This is a genomic window from Novosphingobium hassiacum, from assembly GCF_014196055.1.
Classification (GTDB): Bacteria; Pseudomonadota; Alphaproteobacteria; order Sphingomonadales; family Sphingomonadaceae; genus Novosphingobium; species Novosphingobium hassiacum.
The window spans coordinates 62,065-80,508 of record NZ_JACICY010000004.1 but is presented as its reverse complement, the minus strand read 5'-3'; the positions used below and the strand labels follow the sequence as shown (position 1 = coordinate 80,508).

Annotated in this window: 20 protein-coding genes and 1 tRNA gene; 17 read left to right on the top strand and 4 right to left on the bottom strand. The window is 63.6% G+C overall.

All coding sequences use genetic code 11. The features are described from left to right. The first annotated feature begins 3 nt into the window (after nucleotides 1-3). The gene (locus GGQ88_RS09850; RefSeq protein WP_183612993.1) at nucleotides 4-1,008 is read left to right on the top strand and encodes a LacI family DNA-binding transcriptional regulator; all 1,005 of its coding nucleotides are present in this window, start codon (nucleotides 4-6) and stop codon (nucleotides 1,006-1,008) included. Nucleotides 1,009-1,011: 3 nt separating this feature from the next. Here GGQ88_RS09850 and GGQ88_RS09845 read toward each other — a convergent pair whose 3' ends face one another. Beyond that, nucleotides 1,012-2,343 (bottom strand): MFS transporter, encoded by a 1,332-nt coding sequence (locus tag GGQ88_RS09845; protein WP_246385820.1) that lies wholly within the window; start codon nucleotides 2,341-2,343, stop codon nucleotides 1,012-1,014. 149 nt (nucleotides 2,344-2,492) lie between these two features. Here GGQ88_RS09845 and GGQ88_RS09840 point away from each other — a divergent pair, with 149 nt between their 5' ends. From GGQ88_RS09840 to GGQ88_RS09820, 5 genes are read left to right on the top strand one after another with little or no spacing between them, the layout of a single operon-like run. Next, nucleotides 2,493-4,934 carry a TonB-dependent receptor domain-containing protein gene (locus GGQ88_RS09840; RefSeq protein ID WP_183612992.1) on the top strand — a complete coding sequence of 814 codons (2,442 nt, stop codon included), beginning with the start codon at nucleotides 2,493-2,495 and terminating at the stop codon, nucleotides 4,932-4,934. Nucleotides 4,935-4,990: 56 nt separating this feature from the next. Next, nucleotides 4,991-6,103, top strand: coding sequence for a glycoside hydrolase family 68 protein (locus tag GGQ88_RS09835; protein ID WP_183612991.1), 1,113 nt, complete (start codon nucleotides 4,991-4,993; stop codon nucleotides 6,101-6,103). Beyond that, nucleotides 6,100-7,002: an ROK family protein gene (locus tag GGQ88_RS09830; protein WP_183612990.1), complete on the top strand. Its 903-nt coding sequence runs from the start codon at nucleotides 6,100-6,102 to the stop codon at nucleotides 7,000-7,002. The genes GGQ88_RS09835 and GGQ88_RS09830 overlap by 4 nt, the downstream gene beginning before the upstream one ends. After that, nucleotides 6,999-7,361 (top strand): hypothetical protein, encoded by a 363-nt coding sequence (locus GGQ88_RS09825; protein WP_183612989.1) that lies wholly within the window; start codon nucleotides 6,999-7,001, stop codon nucleotides 7,359-7,361. The genes GGQ88_RS09830 and GGQ88_RS09825 overlap by 4 nt, the downstream gene beginning before the upstream one ends. Nucleotides 7,362-7,406: 45 nt before the next feature. Further along, nucleotides 7,407-7,634: a DUF3072 domain-containing protein gene (locus tag GGQ88_RS09820; protein ID WP_183612988.1), complete on the top strand. Its 228-nt coding sequence runs from the start codon at nucleotides 7,407-7,409 to the stop codon at nucleotides 7,632-7,634. 25 nt (nucleotides 7,635-7,659) lie between these two features. Here the strand turns inward: GGQ88_RS09820 and GGQ88_RS09815 are convergent. Then, nucleotides 7,660-7,736: transfer RNA gene (locus GGQ88_RS09815), tRNA-Arg, on the bottom strand. 60 nt (nucleotides 7,737-7,796) lie between these two features. On the opposite strand from GGQ88_RS09815, the gene GGQ88_RS09810 reads away from it, so the two are divergent. Continuing rightward, a complete protein-coding gene (locus GGQ88_RS09810) occupies nucleotides 7,797-8,516 on the top strand; it encodes a queuosine precursor transporter (RefSeq protein WP_183612987.1) in 720 nt (239 codons plus the stop codon). A gap of 147 nt (nucleotides 8,517-8,663) precedes the next feature. On the opposite strand, the gene GGQ88_RS09805 is transcribed toward GGQ88_RS09810, so the two are convergent. Both GGQ88_RS09805 and GGQ88_RS21545 read right to left on the bottom strand, forming a co-directional pair. Further along, nucleotides 8,664-8,888, bottom strand: coding sequence for a PspC domain-containing protein (locus tag GGQ88_RS09805; RefSeq protein WP_183612986.1), 225 nt, complete (start codon nucleotides 8,886-8,888; stop codon nucleotides 8,664-8,666). After that, on the bottom strand, nucleotides 8,888-9,016 hold the full coding sequence (locus GGQ88_RS21545; protein WP_281372438.1) for a hypothetical protein: 129 nt from the start codon (nucleotides 9,014-9,016) through the stop codon (nucleotides 8,888-8,890). Before GGQ88_RS21545 ends, GGQ88_RS09805 begins: the two co-directional genes overlap by 1 nt. 331 nt (nucleotides 9,017-9,347) lie before the next feature. Between GGQ88_RS21545 and rimP the strand changes: the two genes are divergently transcribed. From rimP to truB, 10 genes are all read left to right on the top strand, one after another. Next, nucleotides 9,348-9,929 (top strand): ribosome maturation protein RimP, encoded by a 582-nt coding sequence (gene rimP / locus GGQ88_RS09800; RefSeq protein ID WP_183612985.1) that lies wholly within the window; start codon nucleotides 9,348-9,350, stop codon nucleotides 9,927-9,929. A gap of 2 nt (nucleotides 9,930-9,931) precedes the next feature. Then, nucleotides 9,932-11,566 (top strand): transcription termination factor NusA, encoded by a 1,635-nt coding sequence (gene nusA, locus GGQ88_RS09795; protein ID WP_183612984.1) that lies wholly within the window; start codon nucleotides 9,932-9,934, stop codon nucleotides 11,564-11,566. Next, nucleotides 11,547-12,284, top strand: coding sequence for a DUF448 domain-containing protein (locus GGQ88_RS09790; protein ID WP_183612983.1), 738 nt, complete (start codon nucleotides 11,547-11,549; stop codon nucleotides 12,282-12,284). Before nusA ends, GGQ88_RS09790 begins: the two co-directional genes overlap by 20 nt. 5 nt (nucleotides 12,285-12,289) lie before the next feature. Further along, nucleotides 12,290-14,869 carry a translation initiation factor IF-2 gene (gene infB / locus GGQ88_RS09785; RefSeq protein ID WP_183612982.1) on the top strand — a complete coding sequence of 860 codons (2,580 nt, stop codon included), beginning with the start codon at nucleotides 12,290-12,292 and terminating at the stop codon, nucleotides 14,867-14,869. A gap of 173 nt (nucleotides 14,870-15,042) precedes the next feature. Then, the gene (locus GGQ88_RS09780; protein WP_183612981.1) at nucleotides 15,043-15,579 is read left to right on the top strand and encodes a DUF1697 domain-containing protein; all 537 of its coding nucleotides are present in this window, start codon (nucleotides 15,043-15,045) and stop codon (nucleotides 15,577-15,579) included. 2 nt (nucleotides 15,580-15,581) lie between these two features. Continuing rightward, nucleotides 15,582-15,989 carry a 30S ribosome-binding factor RbfA gene (gene rbfA, locus GGQ88_RS09775; RefSeq protein WP_183612980.1) on the top strand — a complete coding sequence of 136 codons (408 nt, stop codon included), beginning with the start codon at nucleotides 15,582-15,584 and terminating at the stop codon, nucleotides 15,987-15,989. A 12-nt stretch (nucleotides 15,990-16,001) separates the two neighbouring features. Further along, on the top strand, nucleotides 16,002-16,589 hold the full coding sequence (locus tag GGQ88_RS09770; RefSeq protein ID WP_183612979.1) for a thymidine kinase: 588 nt from the start codon (nucleotides 16,002-16,004) through the stop codon (nucleotides 16,587-16,589). Continuing rightward, complete coding sequence (locus GGQ88_RS09765) at nucleotides 16,586-17,143, top strand: GNAT family N-acetyltransferase (RefSeq protein ID WP_183612978.1); 558 nt, start codon at nucleotides 16,586-16,588, stop codon at nucleotides 17,141-17,143. Before GGQ88_RS09770 ends, GGQ88_RS09765 begins: the two co-directional genes overlap by 4 nt. A gap of 1 nt (nucleotide 17,144) precedes the next feature. After that, a complete protein-coding gene (locus GGQ88_RS09760) occupies nucleotides 17,145-17,852 on the top strand; it encodes a site-2 protease family protein (RefSeq protein ID WP_183612977.1) in 708 nt (235 codons plus the stop codon). 3 nt (nucleotides 17,853-17,855) lie between these two features. After that, the coding region (gene truB, locus GGQ88_RS09755) for a tRNA pseudouridine(55) synthase TruB (RefSeq protein ID WP_183613218.1) at nucleotides 17,856-18,444 on the top strand (589 nt) is incomplete at its 3' end.

Below are 18,444 nucleotides of genomic sequence, written 5' to 3'. Positions count from 1 at the left end.
GCGATGACAACGCGCACCGCCATCACGCTTGCCGACCTTGCGAAGATCGCGGGCGTTTCGGTCGCCACGGTGTCGCGCTCGCTCGCCGGAAATACGGTCATCGCCGAGGCGACGCGGACGCGCATCGTCGCGCTGGCGCAGGAGCACGGTTTTCAGGTCAATCAGGCCGCCCGCAACCTGCGGCTCAAGCGTACCGGCGCAATCGGCGTGGTCCTCCCGCTCGGGCACGAAGCCGAGCAACACCTGTCCGACCCGTTCTTCATGAGCCTGCTCGGCCCGCTGGCCGATGCAATCGCCGATCGCGGGCACGACCTGTTGCTGTCGCGGGTGATCCCCAACGATGATCGCTGGCTCGACGCGATCGTCGATGGCGGCCGCGTCGATGGCCTGATCGTGATCGGGCAGTCGAATCAGATCGAGGTGATCGAGCGCGTCGCGCGGCGCTATCGCCCGATGATCGTGTGGGGCGCGGGCACGCCCGGCAGGGCGCAATTGACCGTCGGCACCGACAACGTCGCGGGCGGCCGCATGGCGGCTGAGCACCTGCTGGCGCAAGGCCGCACCCGACTGGCGTTTTTCGGCAATACCGATGTGCCCGAATTCGCCGCGCGCTACGATGGGTTTGAACAGGCACTCCGGCAGGCGGGAAGCGGCAAGGCGACGCTGCTTCCGGTTCATCTGACCAGCGAATCGTCGTACAGCGCGATCGAGGATTATCTCGGTGGGCACCCGTCGCCTGATGGGATCGTGGCGGCGTCCGACGTCATCGCGATGAGCGCGCTGCGGGCGCTAGCGGTTCATGGCAAGCGCGTGCCGCAGGATGTCAGCGTGGTTGGCTATGATGACGTGCTGCTCGCGACGCACACCACGCCGCCATTGACCACGGTGCGACAGGACGTGGCGCGCGGCGCGAAGCTGATGGTCGACATGCTGTTCCGCCGGATGGAGGGCGGTGAGGTCCAATCGGTGGCGATGCAGCCAGAGCTGATCCTGCGCGGCTCTGCCTGACCTTCAGGCCTCAGCGCCGACAGGTTGTGGGCGCGATGTGCGTACCACCATCGTCGCGACTGCGGCCGCCAGCATCATCACTCCACCCAGCACGAGCACGTTGCGCGGGTCTCCGCCGAGAACGGGGCGATAGGCCAGCCACACGACCAGGATCTCGACCATCATCGGGATGACGATGAACATGTTGAAGATCCCCATGTAAACGCCTGTTTTTTCGGGCGGAATGGCATTGGCAAGCATCAGGTAGGGGTTGCCCATCAGGCTTCCCCAGCCGATGCCGATGCCGACCATCGCGATCACCAGCAGCGGGATCGATCCAGTCGCGGCGATGGTCAGCATGGCCAGGCCCGAGCCGACCATGGCGACGGCGTGGATCGGCTTTGCGCCCATGCGCTTGGCCAACGGCACCATGGCGAACGCCGAAATGCACGCGACGAAGTTGTAGAACGCACCGAGTTGGCCGTTCAGCAGGCTCGCGTCGCGAAAGCCGGTGCTCGCCGGATCGCTTGTGCCAAAGACGTTGCGGGCGAGCGCCAGCACCACGTATTGCCAATAGCAGAACATGCCGAACCACTGGAACAGCATGGCAAGGGCCAGTTGCCGCATGGTCGGCGGCATCTCGCGGATCGCATCGCGCAGGCCCGTTAGGGTCGAGCGCAGCGACAGCGGATCGGCGGTGATCGCGGCATCCTCTTCGGGCGTCAGCGGTAGTTCGGGGACGCGCCAGGCCGACCACACGGTCGTGGCTAGCGACAGGAAAGCGCCGATCAGGAAACTGATCCGGGTGATCTCGGGAATGCCGTTGGCATCGAGCATGTCTTTGTCGATGCCCCACCATACCAACATCGATGGTGCCAGGTAGGACAGCGTCTGAGCGAGCCCTGTAAACGCGCTCTGGCTGAGAAACCCGAGAGGCCGTTGGCTCTCGTCCAGCCGGTCGCTGACATAGGCGCGATAGGGCTCCATCGTTACGTTGTTCGCCGCATCGAGCACCCACAGCAGCGAAGCCGCCATCCACAGCGTGCGGCTATAGGGCATCGCGAACAGGCACAGGCTGCAAAGCACCGCGCCGATCAGGAAGTACGGCGTGCGGCGTCCGAATCGGCTACGCGTGCGGTCGCTCATCGATCCGATCAGCGGCTGGATGATCAGTCCGGTCATCGGGCCTGCCAACCACAGCAGCGGCATCGAGCCTTCGTCTGCACCGAGATAACTGTAGATCGGACCCATGTTGCTTTGCTGCAGCCCGAAACTGAACTGGAGCCCCAGAAACCCGAGGTTCATCTGCAAGATGCGCCCGAAGGACAGGTGGGGTTTTCCAGTCGAGTGGCTCATGATGTCGCTCTCCATGGGCGAACTTGCGCCGCCATGCCACACCGATAACTGTTTTCGCAAACGTTTGCAAATTGCTCTTGCAAACGTTTGCGCGATTCGCTTACAAGCAGCGCCAAGCCGCATAAACGGCGATTCATCAGGAGAGTGAGATGTTGACCAGGCGCACCCTTTTGCTGGCTTCCAGCGCGTTCATGTTTGCCGTTCCGGTTCACGCACAGGATTCCGCTGCCGACCAGGCCAGCGATCCAGCCGTGGCCAACGAAGAAATCATCGTCACCGCCGTTGCGCGCAGCGCCAACCGGCTCGACAGCTCGGTTTCGGTCAGCTCGCTCAATGCCGACGCGATCGCCACGGCATCGCCACGTTCGGCTGCCGAACTGTTCCGCAACCTGCCCGGCATCCGCTCTGAATCGTCGGGTGGTGAAGGCAACGCCAACATCCAGTCGCGCGGTATCCCGATCTCGACCGGTGGCGCGAAGTTCCTGCAATTGCAGGAAGACGGCCTGCCGATCCTCGAATACGGCGACATTGCCTTCGGCAACGCGGACATCTTCCTGCGCACCGACCTCAACATCGCCCGCGTGGAATCGGTTCGCGGCGGCTCGGCCTCGACTTTCGCGTCGAATTCGCCAGGCGGCGTTATCAACCTGATCTCGCGCACCGGCGACGTCGAAGGTGGCTCGATCCAGGCCAGCGGCGGGCTGGATTATGACGAGTACCGCATCGACGCCGTCTACGGCGGAGCCTTGAGCGATAGCGTCCGCTTCAACGTCGGCGGCTTCTACCGTGCCGGAGAAGGCCCGCGTCGCGCTGGCTACAAAGGCAACAAGGGCGGCCAGATCAAGGGCAACGTCACCAAGACCTTCGATGGCGGCTTCTTCCGACTGAACTTCAAGTATCTGGACGACCGCGCCATCGCTTACCTGCCAAGCCCGGTGCGCGTGACCGGCTCGAACGGTTCGCCCGAATATTCCGCACTGCCGGACCTCAGTCCCAACAACGACACGATCCACAGCGCCTATTTCAACCGCGTCGTCACGCTCGACGGGCAGAACAACCGCGCCACCGATGATGTCCGCGACGGCATGCATCCAATCGTCAAGTCTGTCGGCTTCGAGACCGAATTCGAAGTGGCAGATGGCTGGACGGTCAGCGACAAGTTCCGTTACGCCGATATCGGTGGCCGGTTCATCTCGCCGTTCCCGGCAACGGTCGATACGGCCCAGAACCTTGCCAACGGCATCGGTGGCGCAGGCTCGGTCGTGACGTATGCCAACGGCCCGCGTGCAGGCCAGCTTTATGCTAACCCGACGACGTCGAACGCGATCGGTATCGTCATGTTCAACACCGCGCTGAACAGCCTCGACAACATCACCAACGACTTGCGCATCAACCGCAAGTTCGAGACCGGCAGCGGTTCGGTCGACCTGTCGCTCGGCTTCTACAAGTCGCGCCAGACCATCGACATGGACTGGACCTGGACCTCGTACCTGCTCGATGCGCAGGGCGACAACGCGGCGCTGCTCAACGTGCGGTCGGCAAGCGGCGTGCTGCAGACCGACAACGGCCTGATTGCACAAAGCGCGTCGTTCTTCGGCAACTGCTGCCGTCGCAGCTACAACCTCGACTTTGACACGAATGCGCCGTTCATTTCGGCCAGCTACAACGCTGACAAGCTGACTATCGACGGCAGCGTGCGCTACGATGCCGGACAGGCGCGCGGCTTCGTCGTCGGTGATGGCCCCGTCACGAGCTTCGACGTCGATGGCAACGGCGTGATTTCCAAGCCCGAGACGCAGACCACGGTCGTGCCGCTAAACGCCACCCGGCCGGTCAATTACGACTTCAACTACTGGTCGTACTCGGCAGGCGTAAACTATCGCATCGCCAACAACCTCTCGGTCTTCGCCCGCTACAGTCGTGGCGGCCGTGCCAATGCCGATCGCTACGTCTTCGGCGGCAACACCAGCCCGACATCGGGTGGGTTGCTGCCCGGCGCCCGTCCGGTCGATTTCGTCCGCCAGGCCGAAGCCGGGGTCAAGTATCAGGATCGCGGCGTGAACCTCTACGCCACCGGTTTCTGGGCCAAGACCCAGGAACAGAACTACGAGGCGACGACCCAGCGCTCCACGTCGAACACCTACCGCGCGTATGGTCTCGAACTCGAAGGCAGCTACCGCATCGGTGACTTCACGCTCGCCGCCAGCGGGACCTACACCAACGCCAAGATCCTGCAGTCGAACGACCGCGCCGTCATCGGCAATCGTCCGCGTCGGCAAGCCGAGTTCATCTACCGCATCGCCCCGCAGTATTCGTCGGGGATGTTCACGATCGGTGCGGCTGCAGTGGGCACGACATCGAGCTTCACGCAGGACAGCAACCAGTTGAAGCTGCCCGGCTTCACGCAGGTCAACGCGTTCCTGTCCGTGCGTCCGCTTGATCGGGTGCAGGTTTCGGTCAACGCCAACAACCTGTTCGACACGACGGGCTACACCGAAGCCGAGGAAGGTTCGATCCCCGCCAACGGCATCGTCCGCGCGCGTTCGATCAACGGCCGGACCGTTTCCGCCGCGATCAAGTTCGACTTCTGAGCATGTCCTCCGGGTGCGCCATGTGCGCGCCCGGAGCTTTGGCCGAGCAAACTATCATGACAACCGTTTGGTCCCCGAGCGCGGTCGCGGCAATCGCCGACCGACCTGTCGTCTGCGCCGCGCCGATCGCTCCGGGTGCGGTCGCGCCGGTCCTACCCGGCTTCGATCTGTGGGATTACTGGCCGGTGCAGGAACTGGATGGGCGGACTGCGGTCATCGCGGGCGGCACGCTGCAGATCCTGCTCTCGGCCCCGGTCCTGCCCGATCCCGAACAGCGCCATGCGCTCGCACGGCTACGGCTGATGCACCAGACGGGCGAGGGGTGGCGCGATCTTGGCAACCTGTTGCCCGACGGCTTCAGCCCCGGCAGTCGCGAATGGTCGGGTTCAGCGATCGTCTCCCCCGAGCACGATCGCGTCACCTTGTTCTACACCGCCGCCGGACATCGCGGCGAAGCAACCGTCAGCGTCGACCAGCGCCTGTTCGAGACCAGTGCGCCGCTCGACCTGTCGGGCGAAGTGCCGCGATTTGGCGCGTGGTCGCCACCCGTCGAATCGGTGCAGGCCGATGGCGTGATCTATGCGCACGAAATGTCTGGCGGCGGCGGCATCGGCACGATCAAGGCGTTTCGCGATCCAGCATGGTTCCGCGACCCAGCCGATGGAGCGGAGTACCTCGTGTTCGCAGCGTCACTGGCGCAGTCGCGATCCGATTGGAACGGCGCGGTCGGCGTGGCGAAACGTGAGGAAGGCGCGTGGACCCTGCTCCCGCCGCTGATCACCGCCGACGAGCTGAACAACGAACTAGAGCGTCCGCATGTCGTCCATCACGCAGGGCTTTACTATTGTTTCTGGTCGACCCAGCGCAAGGTGTTCGCAGGCGGTGGGCCATCAGGGCCGACCGGGCTTTACGGCATGGTCGCGCACTCGCTTGAGGGTCCGTGGCAGCCGCTGAACGGCACCGGCCTCGTCTTCGCCAATCCGTCCGACGCACCCCTGCAGGCGTATAGCTGGCTGGTGCTTGACGACCTCAGCGTAATCAGCTTCGTGGACCGCCCCGGACTTATGCAAGAACCAACCGACCCTTCCATCGCCCGACGCCACTTCGGCGGCACGCCAGCCGTGCCGGAAAAGCTCGTGCTCGACGCTGCGAGCGCGACACTGGCATGAGCGCCGCGGCGCCCGTCGTTGCCGGCGTTGAGCTGGGCGGGACCAAATGCATCGCGGTCATGGCGCGCGGCAGACAGATCCTCGATCGGAAGCAGTGGCAGACCGGCGATGATCCGGACGAGACGCTCGGAGCGATTGCCGACTGGCTTTCCGTCGCAGCGCAAGCGGAACCGTTCCGCGCACTCGGCATCGGCAGCTTCGGGCCTTTGCGGCTCGATCCCGCCGCGCCCGATTATGGCGCGATTGTCAACACGCCCAAGCCGGGCTGGTCGGGCGCGAACCTGATAGCAGGGATCGCCAACCGCTTCGACGTGCCGGTGGGACTCGATACCGATGTCGCAGGGGCTGCGCTTGCCGAAGGTCGCTGGGGCGCTGCCAAGGATTGCGCGGTCCACGTCTACCTCACGATTGGCACGGGCATCGGCGGCGGCATCGTCATCGACGGCAAGCCCCTCCACGGCGCGTTCCATCCCGAACTCGGCCATGTCCGTGTGCGTCGCGCGAAAGGTGATGACTTCGGCGGCATCTGCCCGATCCATGGCGATTGCCTGGAAGGGCTGGCTTCCGGTCCTGCCATCGCGGCGCGCGCAGGTGTCCGGGCCGAGATGCTGACGCCCGACAATCCCGTCTGGCAACTGGTTGCGCGCGACATCGCCGAACTGATGGGGTCGCTGATCCTGACGCTGTCGCCGCAGCGTATCGTTATCGGAGGTGGCGTAGGGCAGGGCCAGCCTCGCTTGCTCGCTGACATTCGCAATGCGACGGTCGATTTTCTCGGCGGCTATATGCCCGGTCAAGGTTCGGCTGAGATCGACAAGCTTATCGTTCCGCCCGCACTTGGTGGGGATGCCGGGGTATATGGCGCAATCGCGCTGGGTTTGGCGGCTCTCAAGGTTTGAGCGACTCGGCTTCGCAACGGGGCAAGTCATCCAAGCCGGCGCTACTCACGACGCCCGATGGTCGGTATATTGTCGTGCGCGGACGGCTTTGGCGCACGTCCGATCCAGGACTTGACGACGCCAGGCGACAGCGACTGGTCGATGACCTGATGGACGCGCGCCGCAGCGTCGCGGCATCCCGGCGCGCAGGAGACGAGGAGGCCGAGCATAAGGCTCACGTTGCCGTCGACGTCGTCAAGCACGCTCTGGGCGAGCGCGGTCCAGTCTGGTGGAGCGATGGCGCACCCGATTTCAACCGTCACATGGCACGCAACACGCCTTATGCCGACTGGTTCGCAGGCCAGCGGGAACCCCTGTAGCATCGCGTCGTTGATGCGAACAATGCAGGAACAAGGTGCTGTACGATGGCTGACCAGATGCACAATCCCAAGCTCGACGAACATCCCGGCTCGAACACGGAAAAGTCGCCAGACAATTGGGTATCCGGCGACGACCCTATGACCGGAGCTCAGGCGTCCTATCTCGCGACGCTGTCCGAGGAAGCAGGCGAGGAGCTGCCGCCCGAGAACCTTAGCAAGGCCGATGCCTCGAAGCGGATCGATGCGCTGAGGGCCAAGCTCGACCTCGAGTAGCTATCGGAGCGGTAGAATAATAGATTGGCGCGCCCGGCAGGACTCGAACCTGCTGCCTCAAGATTAGAAGTCTCGCGCTCTATCCAGATGAGCTACGGGCGCGCGCCCGTGCCCCTTAAGCATGCTTTTCGTATCGTGCAAACCGGGTTAAGCCTGCGCGTCATGAACGATCCCCACGTATCCCGCATTGACGGCCAAACCAGCGCGCGCCGCCATTTCCGCTATTTCGATTACGTGATGGCGTCGTTCGTGGCGATCCTGCTGCTATCGAACCTGATCGGAGCCGCAAAGCTCGCGCAGATCGATGGCTATACGTTCGGCGCGGGCATCCTGTTCTTCCCCGTGTCGTACGTGATCGGCGATGTGCTGACCGAAGTCTACGGCTATGCCAATGCGCGGCGCTGCGTGTGGATGGGCTTCTTCGCGCTGATCTTCATGGCGTTCATGAGCTTCGTGGTCGTGGCGATGCCGCCTGCCGATGGCTGGGACGGACAAGCGGCCTATGAAAGCGTGTTCGGATCGACCTGGCGGATCGTGCTCGCCTCAGTCGTCGCGTTCTGGGCGGGCGAGTTCGTCAACTCGTTCGTGCTGGCCAAGATGAAGATCCTGACCGGCGGCAAGCACTTGTGGAGCCGAACGATCGGATCGACGGTGTTCGGGCAGGCCGTGGACAGCGCTATCTTCTATCCAGTGGCGTTCCTCGGCAACTGGACGACAAGCCAGGTTCTGACCGTGATGGTCAGCAATTGGCTGCTCAAGGTCGTGTGGGAAGCGGTGCTGACGCCGGTCACTTACGCGGTGGTCGGCTGGCTGAAAAAGCGCGAGGGCACCGAGGTGTTCGACACTGGCACCGACTTCTCGCCTTTTGCAAAGGCACAATAGTCCGGCGAAACCCTTATCGAACAACCCTCCTCGTCATCGCGAGGAGGCGTAGCCGACGAAGCAACCCAGATTTGGTGTGTGGCCGCTCTGGGTTGCTTCGCTACGCTCGCAATGACGAGGGTGAGGGGCCGGGGCGAGGCAGTTCGCTCAATCCGCGATCAGGCCGATCAGCAGATAGACGATGATCGCGGTGCCGAAGCCGAGAATCGTTGCCAAGCCGAACGCCACGCGAACCAGGGTCACGTCGACGTTGAAGTAGTTGGCGATGCCGGCGCAGACGCCCATCACCTTGCCGCGAACCTTGTCGAGGCGGAAGCCGCCGGACTTGGTCATCGGGCGAACGGGCGAATCATCGAAACGAAGATCGGACATCAGATCATCTCCTGCTGGCTAACGGGGGCACCCATCGGGGCGGGGGTCTGCACCGTGCCGGCAATCAGCGCGAGGCTGAGCGTGAAAGCGGTTGCTGCGGCGGTGATGCGCTGGGCGAAAGTGGTCATCGATTTGTCCTCATGGTCGGGTCGCTAAAGCCTGAATGGCTCATGCAACAAGCATTGCATGGGGCGTGCCAATTCCCGGAAATGGCTAAATTCAGCCATTCTTCACCAGAAGTGTCCGTTCATTTTCTAGCAACGTTGCCGAGAGTTGGCATTTTACACCATGAATTGGCGTCGTCTGTTTTGCGTAACTCCGACAACTTCGATTGCGCCTTGCAAATTTCCGGAATTGCGCTTATTTGCCGCTCATCCCGACATTGTGAAAGCAAGGTCAGGCTGGAACCAGACGGTCCCGGCTCGGCTCCGCTTTTGCTGATCGGCGAATGGAGAATGCATGGCGGATATCGCACGAATTACCGAGGTTGTTGAGCCAGAGGTCAAGGCCTTGGGCTTCGATCTCGTGCGCGTGCGGTATTTCAAGGGCAGTGAAATCGGCGACGAAGAGTTCACGCTCCAGATCATGGCCGAACGCCCCGAAACCGGCCAGCTGGTGATCGAGGATTGCGCCGCGCTGTCGCGCCGTGTCTCGGCCCGTTTCGACGAGCTCGAAGAAGCGGGCGAAAACCTGATCGTCGAGGCCTATCGCCTTGAAGTGTCGTCGCCCGGCATCGACCGTCCGCTGACGCGCCCCAAGGATTACGCCGCCTGGGCAGGTCACGAAGCGCGCTTCACGCTGTTCGAACCGGTCGATGGCAACCGCAAGTCGCTGACCGGCGATCTCGTCGGTCTTGAGGGCGATGTGGTTACGCTGGACGACCGCAAGTCCGGCCGCGTGACCTTTCCGCTTGCCAACGTGCAATATGCCAAGCTTGTCCTGACCGACAGGCTCATCGCTTCCACCAAGCCGATCGACACCTCCGGTGCTGATGAAGTGATCGACGGCGTTGATGAAATCCTCGAAGAACAGGAAGACTGACCATGGCGAGTGCGATTTCCGCCAACCGTGCAGAACTGCTTGCGATCGCCAACGCGGTCGCCACCGAGAAGATGATCGACAAGTCGATCGTCATCGAGGCGATGGAAGAAGCGATCCAGAAGTCGGCGCGTAACCGCTACGGCGCCGAGAACGACATCCGCGCCAAGCTCGATCCGCGCACCGGCGACTTGCGCCTGTGGCGCGTCGTCGAAGTGGTCGAGGTGGTCGAGGACTATTTCAAGCAGGTCGATCTCAAGGCCGCTGAAAAGCTGCAGCCCGGCGCGACCGTCGGCGATTTCATCGTCGATCCGCTGCCTCCGGTCGATCTCGGCCGTATCGATGCGCAGTCGGCCAAGCAGGTGATCTTCCAGAAGGTCCGCGACGCAGAACGTGACCGCCAGTACGACGAGTTCAAGGACCGTGCCGGCGAAGTCATCACCGGCGTGATCAAGTCGGTCGAATTCGGGCACGTGATCGTCAACCTCGGCCGGGCCGAGGGCGTGATCCGCCGCGACCAGCAGATTCCACGCGAAGTACCGCGCGTCGGCGAACGCGTCCGCGCGTTGATCATGAAGGTCGAGCGCCAGAACCGTGGTCCGCAGATTTTCCTGAGCCGCGCGCACCCCGATTTCATGAAGAAGCTGTTCGCGCAGGAAGTGCCCGAAATCTACGACGGCATCATCACGATCATGGCCGCCGCCCGCGATCCGGGCAGCCGCGCCAAGATCGGTGTGATCAGTCGCGACAGCAGCATCGATCCGGTCGGTGCCTGCGTCGGCATGAAGGGCAGCCGCGTTCAGGCCGTCGTGCAGGAACTGCAGGGCGAAAAGATCGACATCATCCCGTGGAGCGACGACACCGCGACATTCGTCGTCAACGCGCTCCAGCCTGCGACTGTCAGCCGCGTGGTGATCGACGAGGAAGAGAGCCGCATCGAAGTCGTCGTTCCTGACGATCAGTTGTCGCTCGCCATCGGTCGCCGTGGCCAGAACGTGCGCCTTGCCTCGTCGCTGACGGGTTCGGCCATCGACATCATGACCGAGGCCGAAGCTTCGGAGAAGCGCCAGAAGGAATTCGCTGAGCGTTCGAAGATGTTCGAGGAAGAACTCGACGTCGATGAGACCCTGTCGCAACTGCTGGTTGCCGAAGGCTTCAGCGAACTCGACGAAGTTGCCTACATCGATCTGGCGGAACTCGCTGCGATCGAAGGCTTCGACGAGGAACTGGGTCAGGAACTGCAGAGCCGCGCGACCGAAGCGATCGAGCGTCGCGAAGAAGCCCTGCGCGAACAGCGTCGCGGCCTTGGCGTCGAAGATGCGCTGGCCGACATTCCGCACCTGACCGAAGCGATGCTGGTCGTTCTCGGCAAGGCAGGGATCAAGACGCTCGACGATCTGGCCGATCTTGCCACCGACGAACTCATCGCCAAGAAGCGCGTCGAGCAGCGTCGCCGCAACGACAAGGCCCCGCGTGAACGCACCGAACGCTCGGAGCGTACCGAGGACAAGGGCGGCGTGCTCGGCGAATTCGGCCTGAACGAAGAGCAGGGCAACGAAATCATCATGGCCGCGCGCGCGCATTGGTTCGACGAAGAACCACAAGCCGAGGAGGCCGCCCATGCGGAACCCTCGCAATGAGCCGCTAAGCTCCGACAAAGCTGACCGCACGCCGACGGGTAAGACCCCGCCGGAGCGCAAGTGCGTGCTGACCGGGCGTCACGATGCGCGGGGCGATCTCATTCGCCTTGCCATCTCTCCCGACGGCGATGTGCTGCCCGATGTTTTGGCGCGTGCGCCGGGACGCGGCGCGTGGATCGGTGTTTCGCGCGCAGACCTTGAAAAAGCGCTCGGCAATGGCAAACTTAAGGGAGCCTTGGCGCGCGCGTTCAAGGGCACCTCGCTGCGCATTCCCGAAGACCTTGCCGAACGCACGCAAGCCGCGCTCACCCGCGCGCTGACCGACCGGCTCGGCATCGAATTGCGCGCCGGAAACGTGCTGCTCGGGACCGAACGCATCGCGCAAGGCGCGCGTTCGGGAGCGGTCACGTTCCTCGGGCATGCGTCTGATGCGGGGACCGATGGACCCAACAAGCTGGCGCAAGCATGGCGTGTGGGCGAGGGCGCGGAAGGTACGGGTCTCAAAGGCATTATCTTGCCGCTGGACCGGGCGGCGCTGTCTGTGGCATTGGGCCGCGACAACGTCGTACACTTAGGCCTAACCGACCCGATTGCGACCGAGCGAGTCGCTGGGCCGCTACAGCGCCTGATGCACTTTCTCGGGCACGAGACCGATGACGCTGCCGAGCCGGATGACGGCGCGGGCGCGAACGACGATATTGATACGAAGGGCGAATGAGTTCGATGAGCGATAGCGACAAGAAGCCTACCTTGGGCCGCAGGCCACTGGGTCTGAAGACCTCGGTAGAGGCAGGCGAGGTCAAGCAGACCTTCAGCCATGGCCGCACCAACAAGGTGGTGGTCGAGGTCAAGCGGCGCAAGCTGATGGGCCGTCCGGGCGAAGCTGCGCCTGTCGCAGCGCCCGTTGCTGCGCCCGAGCCTACGCCGGTCGCTCCTCCGCCGGCCCCGCCGCCGCCTCCGCCGCCTCCTGCTGCAAGTCGTGAGTCGCGTCAGGAGATGCAGACCCGCTTGCTGCGCGAAGCCGAGGAAGCCCGCCTCAATTCGCTCGAAGCGGCCAATCGGCGTGAGCAGGAAGAACGCCTGCGCGCTATCGAGGATGATCGTCGCCGCGCTGAGACCAAGGCGCGTGGCGATCAGCCGGAAGAGCCCGTCGCCGCCCCGACGCAAGCCGCTCCTGCTCCTGCTGCTGCTGCTCCCGAGCCCGAAGTCGCCGTTGCGCCGGAACCGGTTGCTCAGGCAGCTGCGCCCGCGCCTGCCGCTGCTGCCGAGCCCGAAGTCGAAGCTGCGCCCGCCATTCCGGCACCGCGCCGCTTCACGCCGGTTCCATCCGCCGCACCTGCCAAGCGTCCTGAACCGGCAGCCAAGAAGCCTTCGGGTGCCCCGCGCGATCGCAAGACCGAAGACCGTCGCGGAGGCAAGTTGACTGTCACCCGCGCGCTCAACGACGATGAGGGCGCTCGTGCCCGCAGCCTCGCCGCGCTCAAGCGTGCCCGCGAAAAGGAAAAGCGCGCGCACTTCGCCGGGCAGTCGCAGCCGCGTGACAAGCAGGTCCGCGACGTTGTCGTGCCTGATGCGATCACGGTGCAGGAACTCGCCAACCGCATGGCCGAAAAGGCTGCGGATCTGGTCAAGGCGTTGTTCAAGATGGGCATGATGGTCACCATCAACCAGACCATTGACCAGGATACCGCCGAACTGCTGGTCACCGAATTCGGCCACAATATCGAGCGCGTCAGCGACAGCGATGCCGACATCGACACGACGTACGACGTCGATGAAGAGGAAACCCTCAAGGTGCGGCCACCGGTCGTCGCCATTATGGGCCACGTCGATCACGGCAAGACCTCGCTGCTCGACGCTCTGCGTGGCACGGACGTGGTGCGCGGCGAAGCTGGCGGCATCACGCAGCATATCGGCGCGTATCAGATCAAGACCAAGGGCGGTGAACACATCACCTTCCTTGATACGCCGGGCCACGAAGCCTTCACCGAGATGCGTATGCGCGGTGCCAACGTCACCGACATCGTCATCCTCGTGGTGGCGGGCGACGACGGACTGATGCCGCAGACGATCGAGGCGATCAACCACACCAAGGCCGCTGGCGTGCCGATGATCGTGGCGATCACCAAGTCGGACAAGCCGGAATTCAACCCGCAGAAGATCCGCGAACGTTTGCTCGAGCATGAAATTCTCGTGGAAGCGATGTCGGGTGATGTGCAGGACGTCGAACTGTCGGCCAAGACCGGTGCCGGGCTTGACGAACTGATCGATAAGATCCTGCTTCAGGCAGAACTGCTCGAACTGCGCGCCAACCCGGATCGCGCCGCCGATGCGACCGTGATCGAAGCCAAGCTCGACAAGGGCAAGGGGCCGCTGGCCACCGTGCTGGTCAACCGTGGTACGCTGAAAGTCGGCGATATTCTCGTGGTCGGCACCCAGTCGGGCCGCGTCCGCGCGATGCTCGACGACAAGGGGCGCCAGATCAAGGAAGCCGGACCTTCGCTGCCGGTCGAGGTCTTGGGTCTCGGCGGTGTGCCGATGGCCGGGGATTCGCTGACCGTCGTGGAAACCGAAGCGCGTGCCCGTGAAGTTGCAGCATATCGTCAGGAAATGGCGACTGCGAAGCGCACCGTGCAGGCTCCGGTCAATCTGGAGAACATGTTCTCGGCGCTCGCCACGAAGAACGCGATCATCGAATATGCGCTGGTCGTTCGCGGCGACGTGCAGGGTTCGGTCGAGGCGATCGTCAACGCGCTCAACAAGATCTCCACCGACGAGATCAAGGTCCGCATCCTGTCCTCGGGCGTGGGTGCGATCACCGAGAGCGACGTCAACCTGGCGCAGGCCAGCGGCGCGCCGATCGTGGGCTTCAACGTCCGTCCCAACGCCAAGGCGCGCGAGCTGATCGAGCGCAACAAGGTGCGGATGAAGTACTTCGACGTGATCTATCAGCTCACCGACGATATCCGTTCGGAAATGGCGGGCGAGCTGGGTCCGGAGGCGATCGAAACGGTCGTCGGTCGTGCCGAGGTCAAGGAAGTCTTCCCGGCCGGCAAGAAGGACAAGGCGGCAGGTCTGCTCGTTGTCGAAGGCGTCATCCGCAAGGGGCTGCACGCACGCCTTACGCGCAACGACGTCATCGTCAGCCGCACGACCATCTCGTCGCTGCGTCGCTTCAAGGACGACGTTGCCGAAGTGCGCGGCGGTCTGGAATGCGGTGTGCTGCTGACCGACACGAACGACATCAAGGCGGGTGACCAGTTGGAAGTCTTCGAAGTCGAAATGCGCGACCGGACGTTGTAAAGAGCGTTCCGCAAAGCCGGAACACCGAAAATCCCCCTCCCGCCTGCGGGAGGGGTTAGGGGAGGGCCTGTTAGCAGACCTCTCTCAACATACCCTCCCCCGACCCCTCCCGCAGGCAGGAGGGGAGAAAATTGGCATCCTTTCCGGCAAGCCGGCCGGGTGGAGTGTTTGCTGTGACCCGCTACGTCGCCCTGTTCGGATCGATCAACGTCGGCGGCAATCGCCTGACGATGGCCGACTTGCGTCATGCGTTCGAGCGGGAAGGGCTGACCGGGCTTGAGACCGTCGTCGCCAGCGGCAATCTGCTGTTCGACTATGACGATCGCCCGCTGGACGGCCTCGAAGACATGTTCGCCCACGTCATGCTCGACCGGTTCGACTTCGACAGCTTCGTCGCCGTGCGTGATCGTGCGGCGATGGCAGAGGCCATCGAGGGCAACCCCTTTACCGGCATCGGCGCGGACAATCTGGTCCACACGATGTTCCTCGGCACCCAGCCCGATCAGACTGCTTTCGATAAGCTGGCGGCGGATCAGGCGATGCGCGGTATGGAAAAGTTGGCAATCGGCAACCGCTGTATCTATATCGATTTCGCGAACGGGGTGGCCGAAAGCAAGCTGACCGGCGCGTTTATCGAACGCCGCCTCGGCTGCCGGGGCACCGCGCGCAACGTGCGATCTATCGCCCGCATTCTTGCAAAGATGAGTTGAATTTGGCCCAGCAGAAGTCCTCGCCCGAAGCCCGTTCCGTCCGCCTGCTCAAGGTGGGTGAGCAGGTGCGCCACATCCTGTCCGAACTGCTCATGCGGCAGAGCGTGCACAACGATGTGCTCAGCGCGCATACGGTATCGGTCACGGAAGTGCGCATGTCGCCAGATCTTCAGCACGCCTCGGTATTCGTGAAGGCGCTGCTGGGTGAAGACGAGGCGCTGGTGCTCAAGGCTTTGCGCACCCACACCGCCTATTTCCAGCGCGAAGTGGCCCAGCGCCTGCGCCTGAAGTTCGCGCCCAAGTTGAAGTTCCTTGCGGACGAGAGCTTCGACGTCGCCAGCCGCATCGATGCTATCCTCAACGACCCCATGGTCAAGCGCGACCTCGGCCCGGCCGATCCGGAAAGCTGACGGCCAAGCAGCATGGCCAAGCTGTATTTCTACTACGCGAGCATGAACGCGGGCAAATCGACCAACCTGCTGCAGGCCGATTTCAACTATCGTGAGCGCGGCATGGAAACCATGTTGTGGACCGCAGCGCACGATGACCGGGGCGGTGATCATGCTATCGAGAGCCGTATCGGCCTTCACGCGCCCGCCAACCGCTTCGACGCGACGACCGACTTGTGGACCGCCGTCACTGCATCCCATGCGACGCACCCGCTGTCGTGCGTCCTCGTCGACGAAGCGCAGTTTTTGACCAAATCGCAGGTGTGGCAACTGGCGCGGCTCGCGGACAAGGCCGGCATCCCGGTCGTCTGCTATGGGCTGCGCACCGATTTTCAGGGCGAACTGTTCGAGGGCTCCGCAGCGTTGTTGGGCATCGCCGATGCGCTGGTGGAGCTGAAGGGCGTGTGCCACTGCGGGCGCAAGGCGACGATGAACCTGCGGATCGACCAAAGCGGTGAGGCCGTGCGCGCGGGCAAGCAGACCGAGATCGGCGGCAACGACCGCTATGTCGCGCTCTGCCGCAAGCATTTCACCGAAGCGATGGACGGGGCAGGGACATGACCAAGGACGATTCTCTCGGCCTGCTCGTCACGCTGCGGGACGGCGACCTGACGCTTGAGCCCTTGCGCGAGGAGCACCGCGCTGCGCTGAAAGCGGTGTGCGCTGAAGACCAGAACATCTGGGAAATGTACGCGCTCAGCTACGCTCCCGACGCTTTTGACGACTCGTTCTACAAGCTGCTGACAAACCCTGCACGTCTGCCTTTCGCGGCAGTCTCGGGCGGCGAAATAGCCGGCGTCACGGCTTGGATCGACGCTAACCCTCGCTGGCTCAGCGCCGAGATCGGCAACACCTACCTTTCGCCGCGCTTCCGTCAGAACAAGGTCAACGGGCGGATGAAGCGGCTGTTGATCGCGCACGGTTTTGCCTGCGGGCTCAAGCGGATTCAGCTGTGCGTCGATACGCGCAACGAACGTTCGCAAGCCGCCTGCCGCAAGATCGGTGCGACGCTGGAAGGCGTGCTTCGCAACCACATGATCACCTGGACCGGGTATCTGCGCGACAGCGCGGTCTTTTCGATTGTCGAGCGCGACCGCGAAAGACTGGGCTACTGACATGAACCTCGAAGGTATCGTCTGGCAAATTGCCACGATTGCAATCCCGATGATCATGGCGATCGTTTTCCATGAGATCGCGCATGGCTGGATGGCGCGGGCGCTGGGCGATCCGACCGCGGCCGAAGCCAAGCGGCTTAGCCTTAACCCGCTGCGCCATGTCGATCCGTTCGGCACGATCATCCTGCCGGGGTTGCTAAAGCTGACCGGTGCGCCGGTGTTCGGCTGGGCCAAGCCGGTGCCGGTGGACTTCCGCCGCTTGCGTAACCCGCGCTGGGGTATGGTCGCGGTGGCGGCGGCGGGACCGGGTATCAACTTCATCCTGGCGGCATTCGCGGCAATCGGGCTTGGCCTGCTGGTCCGCGCGACCGACACGATGGGTGATCCCGGTATGGCGACGCTTTTCGTATCGGACAACTTGCGCAACTTCCTGATCGTGAACCTGTTTCTGGGCACGTTCAATTTGCTGCCGATCCCGCCGTTCGATGGTTCGCGGATCGTCATGGGAATCCTTCCCGCACCGCTGGCCCGTGTTTACGGCAAGATCGAACCCTATGGTTTTATCGTGGTGTTCGCGGTTCTGGTGATCTTCCCTTATCTGTTTCCCGAACTGCGGCTGATCGAACGGGTGGTCATGCCGCCGGTCCAGTGGATGGGCAGCCAACTCGCTTGGCTCGCCACCGCAGTCGCCGGTCCGGAGCCGATGTAAGGCGTGGTCGACGGCTGGATCATCCTCGACAAGCCGCTGGGGCTGGGGTCGACCCAAGCCGTAGCGGCGGTGAAGCGCAACTTGCGGCAAGCGGGCTTCGGCAAGGTCAAGGTCGGGCACGGCGGCACGCTCGATCCGCTGGCGACCGGCGTGCTGCCGATCGGCGTCGGCGAGGCCACCAAGCTGTGCGGGCGGATGCTCGATGCGAGCAAGGTCTACGAATTCACGGTCCAGTTCGGGCGCGAGACCGATACGCTGGACCTTGAAGGAAAGGTCGTGGCGGAGAGCGATGTGCGACCGTCCTGGGCGCAGGTCGAGGACGTGCTTTCACGCTTCACCGGCCCAATCGAGCAGGTCCCGCCTGCCTACTCCGCGCTGATGGTCGATGGGCAGCGTGCGTACGATTTGGCGCGGGCGGGGGAAATGGTCGAGCTGAAATCGCGCGCAGTCACGGTTTACGCACTAACCCCCGTTCGTGGGGGGGGGGGGGGGGGGCCCCCCCCCCCGGGGGGGGGGGGGGGGGGGCCCCCCCCCCCCGGGTGGGGGGGGCCCCCGGCCCCCCCCCACGGACACCACACCAAAAAAACCCCCC